Origin of the sequence: Pseudomonas sp. NFX183, assembly GCF_047943075.1 — a bacterium.
Lineage (GTDB): Bacteria > Pseudomonadota > Gammaproteobacteria > Pseudomonadales > Pseudomonadaceae > Aquipseudomonas.
In genome coordinates this window covers 3,931,915-3,949,213 of record NZ_CP181333.1, presented here as the reverse complement: position 1 = coordinate 3,949,213, position 17,299 = coordinate 3,931,915, and the positions used below count along the sequence as shown (strand labels likewise).

Here is a 17,299-nt window from a genome sequence, read left to right as displayed (position 1 = left end):
TCCGGCAACTGAGTAGGATGCCGTCAGTCTTGGCCCCGGCAAGGCGCAGGACAATTAAGCGTTTCTGACTTCTGAAATCACTGGAACTGAGCAATGGAACTGGCCCAACTGAAAATGGTGCGAGCCGTGGCGCAAACCGGCAGCGTGGCCCAGGCCGCCCTGCAATTGCATTGCGTGCCGTCCAACATCACCACGCGGATCAAGCAGTTGGAAAGCGAGTTGGGCACGCCCTTGTTTATCCGTGCCGGGCGCGGGCTGGCAATCAGTGCCGCCGGGGAAATCTTCCTGGACTACTGCGAGCGCATTCTGGCGCTGGTAGACGAATCCAAACGCGCAGTGGATGCCGACGCCATCCCCCGCGGCACCTTGCGCATCGGCGCGGTGGAATCCAGCGCCAGCGGCCGCCTGCCGCCCTTGCTGGCGGAATACCATCGGCGCTACCCGGACGTCTCGCTCGAGCTGGTCACTGGCGCCTGGGCGCAGTTGCTGGACGACCTGCAACACCATCGCCTCGATGTGGCGCTGGTGGCCTGTGGTGGCAAACGCGCCAAGCTTGAACACAGCGTGGTCTACAGCGAACGCCTGGTGCTGATCGCCAGCGCGTCCAGCGCCCCGATCAACAGTGCCCAAGACCTGGCCGGTCGTACGCTGCTGGTATGGCCTGCGGGCTGTCCGTATCGCGCGGCGCTGGAGAACTGGGTCAAACCGCATGCTTTCAAACCGAGCATCGCCAGCTATGCCAGCTGGGGCACGATCATCGGTTGTGTCAGTGCGGGGATTGGCGTGGCATTGGCGCCGGAAGGCATCCTGGCCCGCTATGAGCAGGCCAATCAGTTGGCCTCCTACCGGTTTGAAGAGCTGCAGGCCGTGGACAACCTGCTGTTCTGGCACAAGGACACCCAGCGGCATTTGGCACGGGACGCGTTTGCCGGGCTGCTGCGGGAGACTTTTGGCTGACCCGGGCAGCAAATTTCAGTATTCTTCCGCGAAATTAATTCAAAATGTAAGGGACTACCATGAATTACTTCCGCGTGTTGATAGCGGCGGCTGCATTGAGCCTGTCTGCCCTACCCGTCTTTGCTGCACCTGCGCCCGCGCCCGCCGACGCCAGCGCGCCGGCTGAAACGGCTGAACACTTCCTCGCCTCACTCAAGCAGAAGACCGGCACGGTCACGCTGCCCAGTGGCATTGCCACGCTCAAGCTCAACGATGAGTTCTACTACCTCGACCCCGCCGACACCGAGCGCCTGTTGACCGATGGCTGGGGCAACCCACCCGGCTTCAAAACCCTGGGCATGATCGTGCCAAAAGCAGTCAGCCCCTTGTCGGAACGCGGCTGGGGCGTGATCGTCAGCTACAAGGCTGACGGGCACGTTTCCGACGAGGACGCGGCAAAAATCGACTACGCCGAACTGCTCAAGCAAATGCAGGAAGAAGACGAGGAAGACAACCAGCAACGCCAGAAACAAGGCTACGCGGGCCTGCACCTGCTGGGCTGGGCCGAACCGCCGCACTACGACGACGCCACCCACAAAATGTACTGGGCGCGCGAGCTGAAAGCCGACGACGCCCAGCAAACCACCCTCAACTACAGCATCCGCGTGCTGGGCCGTGAAGGCGTGCTGGAACTCAACGCCGTCGCCGCCATGGCCGACCTGTCCACCATCAAGCAGGAAATGCCCAAGGTTTTGGCCTTTACCAACTTCACCGACGGCAACCTGTACACCGACTTCAACCCCAAGACCGACAAGCTGGCCACTTATGGCCTGGCGGCCCTGGTGGCCGGCGGGATAGCGGCCAAGGCCGGGTTGTTTGCCAAGATCGGCATCTTCCTGCTGGCGGCGAAGAAGTTCCTGGTGGTCGGCGTTGTGGCGCTGTTCGCCGTGATCCGCAAGCTGTTCAACCGCAACAAGGCCTGAACCCCGGGCATAAAAATGCCGCAACGTGCATGACACGTTGCGGCGCAGGGGTTGGCTCAGTGCTACGCAGCAGGCTCTGGCGGCTGCGCGCCCGGGCATGGGTTGACGATCGCAAACTCATCCACAGCCGCCATCCCTGGCTTGTAGCCCGGCACCGTTACATAGCGCAGCACCCGATTACCGGTGAGCTTCACAAATGAGCCCTCGATACCGGTGAACACCTTCTGCTGATGGCTCAACAGGTAATCGAAGATCTTGTCCTTCATAGGGACATTGATTGCGCCACGCGGCGTGATCGGGGCAAGCATGAAGGCATCATCGTGGGTAAACACGTAGAAGGTTTCGGGTTTGCCGCGCCCATCCGTCACTTTTGCGCACATCACCTCATCGACACGCAGCGTCCCGACCGGCAGGTAAGACTTGTCCTGGTAGAGGGGCGCGGTTCAGCTTTTGGGCGCAGTCAGGCGGCTGTATTGATCCTGGCGGATCCAGCCGGTGAACGAGCGGTCCTTGGCATTGGTGAATTCAACCTGAGCCCAGCCGTCCTTGAAAGCCAGTACGCCGACCACATCGTCCTTGACGATATACGGACGCTTGCCCGCGCTTTCGCCAGGGGTTTTGAGCAGGTAAGCCTTGTCGGCAGTGACCGTCACCAGGCCGATCCACTGTTTGCTGGCGGTTTGGGTCAGGTCCAGCCCGGTGGCGATTTCCGGCATCAGCACGCTGAGGCAACCGGGGTGCTGGCGGCCTTGTTCCACGGTCAGCGTCACGCCGTCGGACGAGGCCGTCACGCTGCCAGGGTAGGCGTCGTCGACCCAGGTCGTCAGCGCTTCGGGCGCGCCTTGCAGGTAAAACGTACAGGTGCGGGTTACGCCCTCACCCAACGCTTCCGAATAGAAACCTTCGACTTGATGCTCAGGGGTGACCGCCAGCATCAGCCCTTCGTACTTGCCTGAGTGCAAGGCTGTTTCGTCTGCACATGCAGGCGCGATAGCGCACAACGACAAAACACCCACTGCCAGAAAACGCATCATCTTATTTCTTCCCTTCCAGTGCTTCGTAGGCCTTCTTGATACGGCGGTCATAGTCGCCGTAATCCTCGCCGTTATAGTTTCGCGCCATGGCCACGTAGTCTTTGTCTTTCATGGCTTTGATCAACGCCGGGCTTTTGCTGCAAAAACCGAGGAACGCCTTTAATTGGTTGCCAGCATTGATCTTCAATGCCGCGGCAAATTCGAACACGGTCTTGTAACCACAGGAGGCGTAGTTGAACCCCATGATCTGGAACATACCCCAGGACGCCGACATCAAGGCCGCTTCCTGATCCAGCGCAAAAGCGGTGGCCATGGTTTCCCAGGCCTTGGCCTGGTCCTTGTTGTTGACTTGCCACTGCGGCCCGGCCTTCCTCACGTAGACATACGACAGCAGTGGATGTGCCTGGTCGTAGATGTGCTTGGTGTACTTGCGAAACAGGTGCCCTTCAAAAGCGATCACCGGCAGCTGGGCCGGCCCGAAACCGGAACGCCCGCCGGACTCCACGGTGGCGAAGGCCTTGATGATATTCACCGAAATACCGCTGCCCAACTGTGTGGCGGCGTTCTGGAAGTCGGTTTCGGTGAGCGTCATGCCGCCGTCGCACGTGGGCTGGAGCATCAATTGCCGGTTGCGTCGCTCGGCCTCGATCATCGCACGCATGCGGTCCAGGTACACATTGACCGTGGCCTGCACCGCATCGCCGTTGTTATTGCCGAACGCGTTGAGAAAGCTTGGAATGCGCATCGTCGGAAACGCCTTCACCGGCACTTTCACCGCTTCTTCGATCAGGCTGTTGAACGTACGACCGGTGGGGTCGATCACCCCATCGGGGTGCGCGTATTTAAGTTGGCGAAACTGATACTGGCTGATGCACTGCACCAACTGGCCGTCGCACTTGCCGTTTTCGGCCAGCGGAAAACCCATCTTGGGAATGATCAAATTGAATAAATACTGGATGCACTGAACATCGGCAGGCAAGTTGCGCGCTTTACCGGGCGCGCCCACCGAAGCACTGATAAGACGGGGCAACCCTTGCAGGCTTTTCATCACTGACATCCTTGTAAGTTAAAGAAGTGCTGGCACTTCAATATCAATGCAGCGCTCTTGTTACACCTCGAAACAAGTGGCTGGCGGAAACTAACAAGATGGTTTTGGGTTGTCCAGTGGGCGCTTTGCACGTTGTGAAACAACCGTCACGCACGGCTACTTTTTCCTCTCCAGCGCCTCAAAGGCTTTCTGGATTCGCTTGTCGTAATCGCCATAATCCGCCCCGTTGTATTGGGCAGCCATGCCCGCGAAGTCCTTGTTCTTCATGGCCTTGAACAAGGCCGGGTTCTTGCGGCAAAAGCCGACGAACGCCATCAGTTGCTGGCCGGCGTTGAGTTTCATCGCGCTGACGAAATCGAAGACGCTCTTGTAACCGCAGGCGGCGAAGTTGAAGCCCATGATCTGAAACATGCCGTACGACGCCGACATCAACGCCGCTTCCTGATTTAACTTGAACGCATCGGCCAGGGTCTGCCACGCCACCGCCTGGGTTTTGTTGTTGGCTTTCCATTGCGGGCCGGCTTTTTCCCGGTAGGGGTATGACAGGAGGGGATAGGCCTTGTCGTACTTCTGCTGGGTGTATTTGCGAAAGATGTGACCTTCATACGCGATCACCGGCATCTGGGCGGGGCCGAAGCCGGATCGCCCACCAGATTCCACAGTGGCGAACGCCTTGATGATGTTCACCGAGATACCGCTGCCCAGCGCTGTCGCGGCGCTTTGAAAGTCAGCATCGGTCAGCGTCACACGTCCATCACAGGTGGCTTTTGTAACCCAATGCAGTGTGTCTGGTTGGGCCGGGGCAGGCGCCGGAGGGCGTGGCGGGGTTGGGGCGATAGCGGCCGAGTCGTTGGCCGGGGTCACGGGAGTTGCCTTGCGTGCATCTTCGAGCAGGGCGCTGAACGTTCGGCCTGCCGGGTCAATCACGCCGTCGGGTGTGGCGACCTTGAGACGATTGGATTGATAGTCCTTGATGCGCTGGACCAGCAGCGGGCCGCACTTGCCATCCACCAGCAAAGGCGAAGCGGGTTTGGCGGTGATCAGGTTGAATAGATTCTGAATGGATCGAACATCATCAGAGTCATTGCGGGCCTTGCCGGGGGTGCCGACGGAACCACTGATACGACTGGGTAAACCTTGGAGGCTGTGCATGGCAATCATCCTTTCTGATTGAAGGAGTGCCATCACTTCTTTACTACTCCAGCACCACGGTCATTTTTTGAAAAAAACCCATGATTGACGCTAGCAGACGGTCGAAGGTTGTCCAGCAAAAAGCCGTCATGGCTGCGCACTACAAATGGGCAGATGACTGAAGAAACGTTTTTTGATTTGAAACAGAGGGGGGTTGCGGGAGAGCGTTATGGAGGCAACCCCACCAGCCACACCCCGGCACACAATGTTCCCGCTGTGGCTGCTGCCTTCCGGCTCTGACCAGATGGCATGCAAGCGTGCTCGGGTATCGTTGAAAGCCATATGGGATAAGGGTAACAGGCTTTTGAGGTTGTCTCTAATCTTCCGTGCCAATACCCGGTACGGACAGTCAGAAATCGGGGTGTAGCCAGCACTGTCACACACAGCTGTCACACATCGGTGTCACACATATGGCCTACATAATCCGTCGCGGGGCTTACTACTATCTGAACCTGCGACTGCCCATGCATCTCTTCCCGAGCTGTCACACATTGCGCTTGAGTTTGAATATCAGCACCCGGCAACCGGCAATCTTCCTTGCGTCCTCGCTGGCTCAACGAGTCCATCACTACCTGACAGAACATCCCACAGCCGAGCTTGAGACGCTTCGCTTGCTCTGTTCTCAGTGGCGTGACACTAGCCCTACACCTTCAGTTCCTGAGCGCCCAAGCGTCTCCACAGAGCCTCAAAAGCTTCGCAGAAAAGGTGGGCCGACTCTCGCTGAACTCGCGAAGAAGTACATCAAGGAAGGTAAGGCTGGGGGGACATGGCGAGAGGTCAGCACTCACGAAGTTGAGCGCTCATTACGGGACCTGTTCGAGCTGATGGGAGACATGTCCGTTTCCGCGTTCGACGCGCAGCAAGCTCGCCTACTGAAAGATCGTCTAAGCCTTTGCCCTCAGTATTTCGCCCTCCTCCCTCAGTTCAAGGGCAAGACGTTAGCTGAAGTCATTGAAGCAGGCGGCACGTACAAAACCATCACCGCCGTGACCGTGAATAACCGTCTACGCAAGCTCTCGGCATTCATGAATTGGTGCAAGTCGAATGGTTACGTTACCGAGAACCCTTTGATGGGACTCAAGGTGATGACGGGCTCAGCCAAGGAAGCACGTCTGTCTTTTGAACAACATGACCTGAGCACCCTGCTCAATCTGGAAGCACTCAAGGCGGAAGCCCTCAAACATCCTTGGCGGTACTGGTTGCCGCTCCTCGGAAGGTTCACAGGTGCCAGATTGGAAGAACTCTGTCAGTTGCACGCTGCTGACTTCATCACGCTACAAGGAGTCGATTGCATACGGATCGACGATGGTCATGAATCTCAAAAGCTGAAGAACAGTAGCAGTCGCCGTATCCTACCAATCCATCCCGCACTGATTCAGCTCGGACTACTCGATTACGTGAATAATCAGCGTACTCAAAACTCAGATCGTTTATTCACGGAACTGGAACCTGTGCGTGGAAAACTAGGTCATGCACCGTCGAAATGGTTTTCACGCTACAAAGCCAAGAGAGGCATAACCGACCCGAAGAAAACCTTTCATAGCTTCCGTCACACAATGATCGATGACCTTAGAGACGCCGGGGTGCAAGACTCCCTTATCAAGCGCATCGCTGGGCATGAAGACTCTGCTGTAACCTTCGGTGTATACGGCAGTCGTATTCCTATCAAAGCGATGGCCCAAGCACTGGGACATCTTTCGTTGCCGAGCAACATCACGTCAACTTTGGCTTTGAAAGATAGTCGAAGAAAACGTTGACAAATAAGCCCAACGCATTGACAAATGAGAATCATTCGTGTTATATTGAGTTATAATAGCGGAACGACTACTACCTCTCCATGAATCGCCCCTAGTTTCGTAGACACCTCCAAGCCTTAAAATGAGGCCCATTAGGAGGTGCCATGAGCAACCAGCGTTATCCCGAAGAATTCAAAATCCAGGCGGTCAAGCAAGTGACCGAAAAGCAGCTTCCTGTCTCGGAGGTGGCTGCACGATTGGGTGTGTCTGTGCACAGCCTCTATGCCTGGGTTAAGCGCTACACCAAGCCTCAGGAACAGCGCGTTGAGGAGGATGATCAGAGCGCTGAGGTTCGTCGTCTACGTGCCGAGCTGAAACGGGTGACGGAGGAGCGAGACATCTTAAAAAAGGCCGCCGCGTACTTTGCCAAGGAGTGCGGCTGAAGTACGCCTTTATTAAGCAGCAAGCGGGTCATTACGCGATTCGACGGCTTTGCCTGACGCTCAAGGTTCATCCCAGCGGCTACTACGCGTGGCTATCAGAACCAAAATCTGCGCGAGCCAAGGACGATCAGCGACTGCTTGGATTGATCAAACACTCCTGGCTGGAAAGCGGTGGCGTTTATGGCTATCGAAAGATCCATGATGACCTGCGAGAGGTTGGTGAGAGCTGTGGCCGTCACCGGGTGGCTAGGTTGATGCGCCTTGAAGGTTTACGTTCTCAGACTGGGTATCGACGGAGGCCTGGAAAATACGGCGGTAAGCCAGCCGTTGCCTCACCGAACTTACTGAAGCGCCAATTCGATGTCAGAGAACCCAACAAAGTTTGGGTCACAGACATTACCTACATCCGAACATATGAAGGCTGGCTGTATTTGGCCGTGGTGCTCGATCTGTTTTCACGCCAGATCATTGGTTGGTCAATGAAGTCGCAGATGACCAGCGACGTAGCCATTGATGCACTGCTGATGGCGGTTTGGAGACGTAAGCCGAAGCAAGAGGTGATGATCCACTCGGATCAAGGCAGTCAGTACAGCAGCTCAGACTGGCGAAGCTTCTTGAAAGCTAACAACCTGGTAGCCAGCATGAGTCGTCGAGGTAATTGCCACGACAACGCTGTGGCGGAGAGCTTTTTCCAGTTGCTGAAGCGGGAACGGATCAAGCGTAAAATCTACACTACACGCCAGGATGCTCGAGATGATGTGTTCGATTACATCGAGATGTTTTACAACCCAAAACGACGCCACAGTTTCAACAATCAGCTGTCACCGGTAGAGTTTGAAAAGCGTTACGCAGCGAGCCTTGAGAGTGTCTAGAAAACCCGGGGCGATTCAAATCTCAGCATGACAAATGGAGAAAATTTTAGATTTGTTGAGAAACTACTCATGACGATCATCCCTTCCTCTGGGTGAATGCTCTGTAGCGCGTAGCCTTTAGAGAGCAAATCAAATCAATTCAGCCATCATAAAGCTACTACGACGTCTGGGTAAAGAAGCAGACAATGCCCTCTCATCGTTATCTGGAGAGCGCCCTCTGCACCAAAGCGTAGACGACACATGCTTCTAGCTTAATTCAGGAAAAGCACGACAGGGGATAACGGGATGATGAGCGCAAACTATGGATGGAAGCACTTGGAGCACGAGGGCGTGGCAAGCTATGATCATCGGCGATGTGCACCACGTAGGTGTACATATACGCTGTCACACTTCGAGATTTTTTACTGAGAAAGCCTTGAGAATTCAAGGGCTTGCGTTATGGAGGCAACCCCACCAGCCACACCCCGGCACACAATGTTCCCGCTGTGGCTGCTGCCTTCCGGCTCTGACCAGGTTCACGGGTAATCGTTGCGAGGGGACCGATGGGGTCACCATAACGACGCTCGCCTCTCGGCAAGCCGCGCCATTGTACCGATCTCATCGGAAGTTACAACCGTTGGTTCAGGATTAAAAATTCAAGGGGCTCAAGCACTTGTACCGCTACAGAATCACCGCTTCATCTGCCCTGCCGCCCTCTTCCTGGATGACCAGGTGAATAAAGTGCAGCTTGGCGATCACCGCCGGCGGCAGCACAAAGGGATAAAAATCCGGCTGGCCCATGCTGCGCGACAGTTCGTTGAGCATGCCGGCCAGTTCGATCCAGGCGTTGACGAACGCCAGGAACGCCGTACCGCCTGGATGTTCGGGGTCGTAAAGGGTGCTGAGGGGAAACGGCTGGTAATCCAGGTCCATCTCACGGGCACTCATGCCAAAGCCCAGGGCGGTGTCGACGGCGTCCATCATGTGCAGGTAGTGGGCCCAGGTTTCGGCCCAGTCTTCCCAAGGGTGCATGGTGGCGTAGGCGCTGACGCAAGTCTGCTGCCAGTCGGGGCGCGGGCCGTTCTGGTAATGATGGTCGAGTGCATCGGCGTAGCTGGCGCGTTCGTCGCCGAACAAGGCGCGAAAAGGTTCGAGCCAGTGGGTATCGGCGATCAGGCGGTCCCAGTAGTAATGGCCGACCTCATGGCGAAAGTGGCCAAGCAGCGTGCGGTAAGGCTCGCGCATTTGTACGCGAACTTTCTCACGGTGGGCGTCGTCGGCTTCCTTGATGTCGAGGGTAATCAAACCGTTGGCGTGGCCCGTCATCGGAGCATTGCCTTCCAGGTCGACGCCGACAAAGTCGAAGGCCAGGCCGTTGTCTTCATCGACGCTTTTGGGCACCACTTGCAGGCCGAGGCTGATCAGTTGCGCCACCAAACGGTGCTTGGCAGTTTCGACCTTGCGCCAGCGTTCGGCGTTTTCCGCGATCGACAGGTCGGGAATGGTGCGGTTCAGACTGCACGCCACGCACAGCGGCGCCGTACTGTGCGCCGGGATCAGCCAGTTGCAGGCGGCGGGAGTGTCGAGGTTGGCACAGCGCCGGAAGGCGCCGGCGTCAAGGTTGTCGTCCTGCAGCCAGGTCCCGACAACCGGGCCCGGCTGTAACGACGATACGCGGCTTTGCTGCGGCTGATAACCGAGCAGCGCCTGGCAAGCCAGGCACTGGCTGTTGCGAAAGAACAGCGATTGGCCACAGCGGCACTGCCACACCTTGCTGTTACGAGATGCGCCCGCCGTGAACGGTGCTGCGATGCGTGAACTGAGTTGCTCGAAGTAGCGGAACATGGCGATCTCTCTCTGGGTGACCAAGACTAGATCATTTCCCGTGAGAGATCGTTCCACTGGTGAGGGGGCTGCTGCGCAGGCCGACGCGGGGCAAGCCCGCTCGCCACAATAAGCAGCAGCTCATTCCCCGCTCGCGCCGTCAGACCGTGATGTTGTGCTTGGCCAGGAATGCCACGAACGCTTCTTCGTCCAACACCTTCAAGCCCAGTTCGCTGGCCTTGGCCAATTTCGAGCCGGCGCCCGGTCCGGCCACCACGCAGTGGGTTTTCGCCGAGACGGAGCCGGCGACCTTGGCGCCGAGGCTTTCAAGCTTGTCCTTGGCCACATCGCGGCTCATAAGCTCCAGTGAACCGGTGAGCACCCAGGTGTGCCCTGCTTCGGGCAAGCCTTCGACGACCTTCTTCTCGCTCTGCCAGTGCATGCCGAAGTCCTTGAGCTGCTGCTCGATGGCCAGGGCGTGGTTGGCATTGTCTTGGTTGTCAAAAAACTCGCGCACGGCCTTGGCCTGCTTTTCAGGCAGTGCCTGACGCATGTCCAGCCAATCAGCCTGGATCACGCCTTCAAGAGAACCGAATTTATCCGCCAGTTTCTGCGCAGCTCCCGGCCCAACGCTGGGCACGTGCAATTTGTCGAGCAAGCCGCCCAAGGTGGTGCTGGCGGCGAACTCGGCACTCAGGTCGCCCTGATCCTGCAGTTGCAGGCCGCATTGCTCCGGCGACAACAGCGCGCCAATTACCTCCTGGTTATGGCTGTCTTCAAAAAAGCTGTGAATCTCGTGCGCCACTTCCAGGCCCACGTCGGGCAGGTACGTCAGTACTTCCGGCAAGGCCTTCTGCACACGCTCCAGAGACGCCAGGGAGCGCGCCAGCACCTTGGCGGTCTCCTCGCCCACATCCGGGATGCCCAAGGCGTAGATAAAGCGCGCCAGGGTCGGGGTCTTGCTGTTTTCGATGGCGGTGATCAGCTTCTTGCTGGAAATATCGGCAAAGCCTTCCAGGTCGATGATTTGCTCGTACTTGAGCTTGTAGAGGTCGGCCGGCGAACCGATGAGTTTTTCGTCCACCAACTGCTCGATGGTCTTGTCGCCCAGGCCGTCGATGTCCATGGCACGGCGCGAGACAAAATGGATAATCGCCTGCTTGAGCTGCGCGCCACAGGCCAGGCGCCCGACGCAGCGGTACACCGCGCCTTCGCTGACGGTTTCCTTGCCCTTGCTGCGCTTGACCAGTTGCGTGCGCTCCACGTGGGAGCCACACACCGGGCAGCTTTCGGGGACCTGCACCGCGCGGGCGTTTTCCGGGCGGCGTTCGGTGACCACCGAGACGACTTGCGGGATCACGTCTCCGGCGCGGCGGATGATCACCGTATCGCCGATCATCAGGCCCAGGCGCGCGACTTCATCCATGTTGTGCAAGGTGGCGTTGGACACGGTCACACCCGCGACCTTGACCGGCTTGAGGCGTGCCACGGGCGTGACGGCGCCGGTACGACCGACCTGAAATTCGACGTCGAGCAATTCAGTCAGCTCTTCCATGGCCGGGAATTTATGCGCGATGGCCCAGCGCGGTTCACGCGCGCGAAAACCCAGTTCACGTTGGGCAGCAATGCTGTTGACCTTGAATACCACGCCGTCGATTTCATAACCCAGGCTGTTACGCCGCTCGCCGATATCGCGGTAGTAGTCCAAGCATTCCTGAATCCCCTTGGCCAGCTTCAGTTCGTGACTGATCGGCATGCCCCACTTCTGCAACTGCTTCAAGTTGCCGATGTGGGTGTCGCTGATGTCTGCGGTGACCTGGCCAATGCCATAGCAGCAGAACTCCAGCGGGCGGCTGGCGGTAATCTTCGAGTCCAACTGGCGCAGGCTGCCAGCCGCCGCGTTGCGCGGGTTGGCGAAGGTCTTGCCGCCGACTTCCAGCTGCGAGGCGTTCAGGCGCTCGAAACCGGCCTTGGACATGAACACTTCGCCGCGCACTTCCAGGGTCGCCGGCCAGCCGCTGCCGTGCAGCTTCAGCGGGATATTGCGCACAGTGCGCACGTTGACGCTGATGTCTTCGCCCGTGGTGCCGTCGCCACGGGTGGCGCCGCGTACCAGTTCACCGTCTTGATACAGCAGGCTGACCGCCAGGCCATCCAGTTTGGGCTCACAGCTGTATTCCACCGCCGCGCCGCCACCAAACAGATCGCCCACCGGCAGGTCGAGCCCTTCGGTGACCCGGCGATCAAATTCGAGCATGGTGCTTTCATCAAAGGCGTTACCGAGGCTGAGCATCGGTATTTCGTGCTTCACCTGAGTGAACGCTGACAACGCCGTACTGCCGACCCGCTGCGTCGGTGAATCACGCGTGACCAAATCCGGATGCTCGGCTTCCAGGGCTTTGAGCTCGTGGAACAGCCGGTCGTACTCGGCGTCCGGAATGCTCGGCTCGTCGAGCACGTGGTAACGGTAATTGTGCTGATCCAGCTCAGCGCGCAATTGGAGGATGCGGGTATGGGCGGCGGTCATGGGTGTTCTCTCAGAAAGCAAAAGAGCAGCCGAAGCTGCTCAATATGTTAGTGCGCTTATTCTACTGACAACGCTGAAGACCAATCCTCAGCGTTTCTGTGTCAGGGCGCGACGCTCGAACTCGACGATGCGCTGACGGTAGTGTTCGATGGTCTGGGCGGTCAGGACGCTGCGTTGGTCGTCCTTGAGCTCACCGTTGAGTTCCTGAGACAGCTTGCGGGCCGCGGCCACCATCACGTCGAACGCTTGTTTGGGGTGACGCGGGCCTGGCAGGCCAAGGAAGAAGCTCACCGCCGGGGTGCTGAACAGGTCGATGTCGTCCAGATCGAAGGTGCCCGGCTTGACCGCGTTGGCCATGGAGAACAGCACTTCGCCGTTACCGGCCATGCTTTCGTGACGGTGGAAAATATCCATCTCGCCAAACCGCAAGCCGCTTTCCAGGATGTTCTGCAACAGTGCCGGGCCTTTGAAACCGGCGGCATCGCGGCAGATCACGCTGATTACCAAGACTTCTTCAGCGGCCGGCTGGTCATTGACCGACTGACGTGGCGCGCTTTTGGTCGGGGTCTCGTCGGGGAAATCGTCATCGCGGCTGCTGAAGCTCGGGCCATCATCGACGTCAAGGTTCAGGTCGCCCTGATGCGGCTCGGCAACCGCGGCGCTGCCGCGTTTACCGCGTTTGGAAGACGGTTCGCGGGCTTCACGCACCGGCGCGCTCATCGACGGCAAGTCGTGTTCGTCCAGTTGCGGCTCTTTATGGGTATCCAGCACGCGAGGCGGCCCCAGCAGTTCGGCGCTGCCATCATCGTCAGGCAAGTTGGACAGGTTGCGGTCCAGACGGAACTTCAGCTTGCCCTTGCCACCGCGCATGCGGCGCCAGCCATCAAAAAGAATACCGGCAATGACAATAATGCCGATGACGATCAGCCACTCGCGCAGACCGATTTCCATGTAATCCCGTGCCTCTAATAAAAAATGCTGAAAAATAAGGGGTTTAGCAACATCCAAACCGCTTTAAAACGTGGCGCCAACTCTATGTTCTGACTGACGTTTTGCCCACGCATACGAGGAATTGACAATAAACTAGCACGACCTTCGATAACTTTACACAGTTGGCGCGAAATGTGTCGATTTGCCATGTTTGGGCCACATGAAAGATCGCTTGCGCCAGCCGCCAACTGTGAGCTTCAAGCTGCAAGCTCTAAGCCTCAAACACGTGTAACCAGCAACTCGCCGCTAGGCATCCACCAGCGCCATCGCTTCTTCCACATCCACCGCCACCAAACGCGAACAGCCGGGTTCGTGCATCGTTACACCCATCAATTGATCGGCCATTTCCATGGCGATCTTGTTGTGGGTGATATAGATGAACTGCACGGTCTGGGACATCTCTTTAACCAACCGAGCGTAGCGTCCAACGTTAGCGTCATCCAGCGGGGCGTCAACTTCGTCGAGCATGCAAAACGGCGCCGGGTTCAACTTGAAGATCGCAAATACCAGCGCCAATGCCGTCAGTGCCTTTTCGCCACCGGACAACAAATGGATGGTGCTGTTCTTCTTGCCCGGAGGCCGCGCCATGATCGTCACCCCTGTATCGAGTAGATCTTCGCCCGTCAGTTCCAAGTAAGCGCTGCCACCACCGAAAACTTTCGGGAATAACGCCTGTAAACCGCCATTAATCTGATCAAAGGTATCTTTGAAGCGATTACGGGTTTCCTTGTCGATTTTGCGGATCACATTTTCCAAAGTGTCCAGGGCTTCCACCAGATCGGCGTCCTGGGCATCCAGATAACGTTTGCGCTCGGACTGCTGCTGATACTCGTCGATGGCCGCAAGGTTGATCGCGCCGAGTCGCTGAATACGCGCAGCAATCCGTTCAAGTTCTTCTTCGGCATCTTTCTCGTTGGCCTGGGCGGTCAACGTATTAAGCACGCCGTGCAGGTCGTAGCCGTCTTCCAGCAACTGGTCCTGCAGGGTCTTGCGGCGAACCGTCAGGGCCTGCCATTCCATGCGCTGCTGTTCGAGCTGGCCGCGAATCAACTGCGATTGCTGCTCGGCCTGGGTGCGGCGTTTTTCCGCATCGCGCAGTTCGCGGTCGGCGTCTTCCAGGGCGATTTGCGCAGTCTTGAGTTCTTCGTCGACGGTCATGCGCTTGTCGAGCAATTCTTCGAGCTTGAGCCGCAACTCTTCCAGCGGCGCTTCGCCCTCCTCCAGGTTGAGGCTCAGTTGCTCGCGCTTTTCGGTGAGGCGTTCGGATTGCATCTCCAGGCGCTCAAGGGCCTGACGCGTGGACGCGTGCTGAGCCTGCAACGAACCGAGGCGCACCGCCAATTGGTGAGCGTGATCCTTGTGCTGGCGCGCTTCCTGACGCACGCGGTCAAGGCGTTCGCGCAGGCTGTCGCGCTGGGCCAGCAGCAGTTCGCGCTGCTCCGTGTCCAGCGCCATGCTGTCGAGGGCTTCCTGCAGTTGCAGGCGCGCCTCACCGATTTGTTCGTGCTCGAGGGCGCGTTGCTCGCCCATCTCCGCCACTTCTTCGTCAAGACGGGTGCGGCGCAGGGTCAGTTGCTCGACCTTGGCCTTGCTCGCCGACAGTTGGGCCTTGAGTTCACCTTGCTGGCGCGCTTCGTCCTGCAACAGGCGGCGCAGGTGTTCGCGGCCGGTCTCTTGCTGGCGCTGGGTGGCGCGCAGGGTTTGCAGTTCGGTTTCCAGGCGTTCAAGGGTGGCTTCGCGTTCTTCGCGCTCGGCGCTCAGGTTGACGATTTCCTGGCCACGGGCCAATACGCCGCTTTCCGCTTCGCTGGCACGGCGCACACGCAGGAAGTGGCGGCCCACCCAATAACCATCGCGGCTGATCAGGCTTTCGCCCGCGCCCAGTTGGCCGCGCTGCGCCAGGGCTTGCTCCAGGGAATCCACCGGCTTGACCTGCCCCAGCCAGGGCGACAGGTCAATCGCCGCCTCGACCTTGTCCAGCAGACTGCCCGGCACGCGCGTGCCATCGGCCGCCGGGCTGAGCAAACGCAAATCGCCCTGAGTAAAGCCGGCCAGGTCGAAGCCACCAAAATCGTCGACCAGCACCGCCTGCAGGTCGGCGCCGAGCACGGTCTCTACCGCCAGCTCCCAACCCGCTTCAACTGTTAACCCTTCAGCCAGGCGCGGGCGCTCGCCCAAATGCTGGTCGCGCAGCCACTCGGCAGTGCCGGTGCCGGGGTCCAGCGCGGCTTGCTGCAAGGCCTCCAGCGACGCCAATCGGCCGTTCAGCCGCTGCAAATCGCCCTGGGCCTGCTGCTGCGACTGGGTCGCCTGTTGCAGTTGCTGACGCAATTGCTCCAGGCGCTCCACTTGTTGTTCTTCGCTGGCTTCCAGCTCTTCCAGCGTGATCTCGCTTTCGGCCAGTTGCTCGCTCAGCTCCATGATCGCCGCGTCTTCCGGGTCGGCGGCGAGCAACACGCGCTCTTCCTGAAGACGCCGTTGGCGCTCGGCCAGACGCTCCATGCTGGTTTCCAGCTGCTGGATGCGCGACTGCTGCACCTCAGCCTGGCGGCGCGGCTCGGCGGATTGCAGGTTGAAAGCGTCCCACTGCTCCTGCCAGCCGTGCATGGTGGTTTCGGCTTCTTCCAGGGCGGCGGCGGCTTCTTCGGCGGCGGCGCTGGTGATTTCCTGCTCGGGGGTGAGCATGTCCAGCTCTTCGCCGAGGGTCAGCAGCAAGGTGCGGTCATGGCCCAGGTGCGATTCGGTCTCCAGGCGCGCGCGCTCGGCTTCCTTCAAATCATCTTGCAGTTGGCGCAGACGCTGCTGGCCATGCTGAATGCTCTGCTCGACCCGGGCGATGTCGCCACCCACCGAATAGAAGCGGCCCTGCACCAGATTGAAGCGCTCGGACAGGTCATGGTGACCGTCACGCAGGCGCTCGATGCTGGCGTCGGCATTGCGCTGTTCGGCCACCAGCGCTTCAAAGCTGATTTCCTGGGTGCCGATGATCGCTTCGCGCTGGCCGACCTGATCGTTCAGCGCCTGCCAGCGCAGGGCCGAGAGTTGCGCCTTGAGCTGGCGTTCTTCGCCCTTGTATTCCTGATACTTCTCGGCGGCCTGGGCCTGGCGGTGCAGGCGCTCCAACTGGCGCTCCAGTTCTTCGCGCAGGTCGGTCAGGCGGGCGAGGTTTTCGTGGGTGCGGCGGATACGGTTTTCGGTCTCGCGGCGGCGCTCCTTGTACTTGGAGATGCCGGCTGCTTCTTCAATGAAATTACGCAGGTCTTCGGGCTTGGCTTCGATCAGCTTGGAGATCATGCCCTGCTCGATGATCGAGTAGCTGCGCGGGCCCAAGCCGGTGCCGAGGAAGATGTCGGTGATGTCCCGGCGCCGGCACTTGGTGCCGTTGAGAAAGTAGCTGTTCTGACTGTCGCGCGTCACTTTGCGGCGAATGGAAATTTCCGCGTACGCCGCGTATTCGCCGATCAGGGTGCCGTCGGAGTTGTCGAACACCAGCTCGATGCTGGCCTGGCTCACCGGTTTACGACTGGTGGAGCCATTGAAGATGACGTCGGTCATCGACTCGCCGCGCAGATTTTTTGCCGAACTCTCGCCCATCACCCAGCGAACGGCGTCGATGATGTTCGACTTGCCGCAGCCATTGGGCCCCACCACCGCCGCCATGTTACTGGGGAAGTTCACCGTGGTCGGGTCGACGAAGGATTTGAACCCCGCCAGTTTGATGCACTTGAGCCGCACG

Annotated in this window: 12 protein-coding genes and 1 other RNA gene; 4 read left to right on the top strand and 9 right to left on the bottom strand. The window is 58.8% G+C overall.

Annotated features, from left to right (window positions below; genetic code table 11):
• Positions 1-93: 93 nt before the first annotated feature.
• The gene (locus ACM530_RS18470; RefSeq protein ID WP_145159074.1) at positions 94-957 is read left to right on the top strand and encodes a LysR family transcriptional regulator; all 864 of its coding nucleotides are present in this window, start codon (positions 94-96) and stop codon (positions 955-957) included.
• A gap of 59 nt (positions 958-1,016) precedes the next feature.
• Positions 1,017-1,919, top strand: coding sequence for a DUF2167 domain-containing protein (locus ACM530_RS18465; RefSeq protein ID WP_416362852.1), 903 nt, complete (start codon positions 1,017-1,019; stop codon positions 1,917-1,919).
• Positions 1,920-1,981: 62 nt separating this feature from the next.
• On the opposite strand, the gene ACM530_RS18460 is transcribed toward ACM530_RS18465, so the two are convergent.
• From ACM530_RS18460 to ACM530_RS18445, 4 genes are all read right to left on the bottom strand, one after another.
• On the bottom strand, positions 1,982-2,299 hold the full coding sequence (locus ACM530_RS18460) for a hypothetical protein (protein WP_416362851.1): 318 nt from the start codon (positions 2,297-2,299) through the stop codon (positions 1,982-1,984).
• A gap of 63 nt (positions 2,300-2,362) precedes the next feature.
• The gene (locus tag ACM530_RS18455; protein ID WP_145159080.1) at positions 2,363-2,953 is read right to left on the bottom strand and encodes a hypothetical protein; all 591 of its coding nucleotides are present in this window, start codon (positions 2,951-2,953) and stop codon (positions 2,363-2,365) included.
• Between the two features lies 1 nt (position 2,954).
• Complete coding sequence (locus ACM530_RS18450; RefSeq protein WP_416362850.1) at positions 2,955-4,001, bottom strand: N-acetylmuramidase family protein; 1,047 nt, start codon at positions 3,999-4,001, stop codon at positions 2,955-2,957.
• 156 nt (positions 4,002-4,157) lie between these two features.
• Positions 4,158-5,153: an N-acetylmuramidase family protein gene (locus tag ACM530_RS18445; protein WP_416362849.1), complete on the bottom strand. Its 996-nt coding sequence runs from the start codon at positions 5,151-5,153 to the stop codon at positions 4,158-4,160.
• Between the two features lie 449 nt (positions 5,154-5,602).
• Here ACM530_RS18445 and ACM530_RS18440 point away from each other — a divergent pair, with 449 nt between their 5' ends.
• Positions 5,603-6,949: a site-specific integrase gene (locus tag ACM530_RS18440; protein WP_416362848.1), complete on the top strand. Its 1,347-nt coding sequence runs from the start codon at positions 5,603-5,605 to the stop codon at positions 6,947-6,949.
• A 143-nt stretch (positions 6,950-7,092) separates the two neighbouring features.
• Positions 7,093-8,243, top strand: a protein-coding gene (locus ACM530_RS18435; protein WP_104502081.1) for an IS3 family transposase whose coding sequence is annotated in 2 segments (ribosomal slippage) — positions 7,093-7,327 and positions 7,327-8,243 — 1,152 coding nt in all. Because the reading frame shifts where the segments join, the coding sequence is not laid out codon by codon here.
• A gap of 448 nt (positions 8,244-8,691) precedes the next feature.
• On the opposite strand, the gene ffs is transcribed toward ACM530_RS18435, so the two are convergent.
• The 5 genes from ffs to smc form a co-directional block, all read right to left on the bottom strand.
• An RNA gene (ffs, locus tag ACM530_RS18430) (signal recognition particle sRNA small type) lies at positions 8,692-8,788 on the bottom strand.
• 115 nt (positions 8,789-8,903) lie between these two features.
• A complete protein-coding gene (locus tag ACM530_RS18425) occupies positions 8,904-10,067 on the bottom strand; it encodes a zinc-binding metallopeptidase family protein (RefSeq protein ID WP_416362847.1) in 1,164 nt (387 codons plus the stop codon).
• A gap of 139 nt (positions 10,068-10,206) precedes the next feature.
• Positions 10,207-12,573 carry an NAD-dependent DNA ligase LigA gene (gene ligA, locus ACM530_RS18420; RefSeq protein ID WP_416362846.1) on the bottom strand — a complete coding sequence of 789 codons (2,367 nt, stop codon included), beginning with the start codon at positions 12,571-12,573 and terminating at the stop codon, positions 10,207-10,209.
• Positions 12,574-12,660: 87 nt separating this feature from the next.
• Positions 12,661-13,524 carry a cell division protein ZipA gene (gene zipA, locus ACM530_RS18415; protein WP_034119293.1) on the bottom strand — a complete coding sequence of 288 codons (864 nt, stop codon included), beginning with the start codon at positions 13,522-13,524 and terminating at the stop codon, positions 12,661-12,663.
• Between the two features lie 285 nt (positions 13,525-13,809).
• Complete coding sequence (gene smc, locus ACM530_RS18410) at positions 13,810-17,298, bottom strand: chromosome segregation protein SMC (RefSeq protein WP_416362845.1); 3,489 nt, start codon at positions 17,296-17,298, stop codon at positions 13,810-13,812.
• Between the last annotated feature and the right edge of the window lies 1 nt (position 17,299).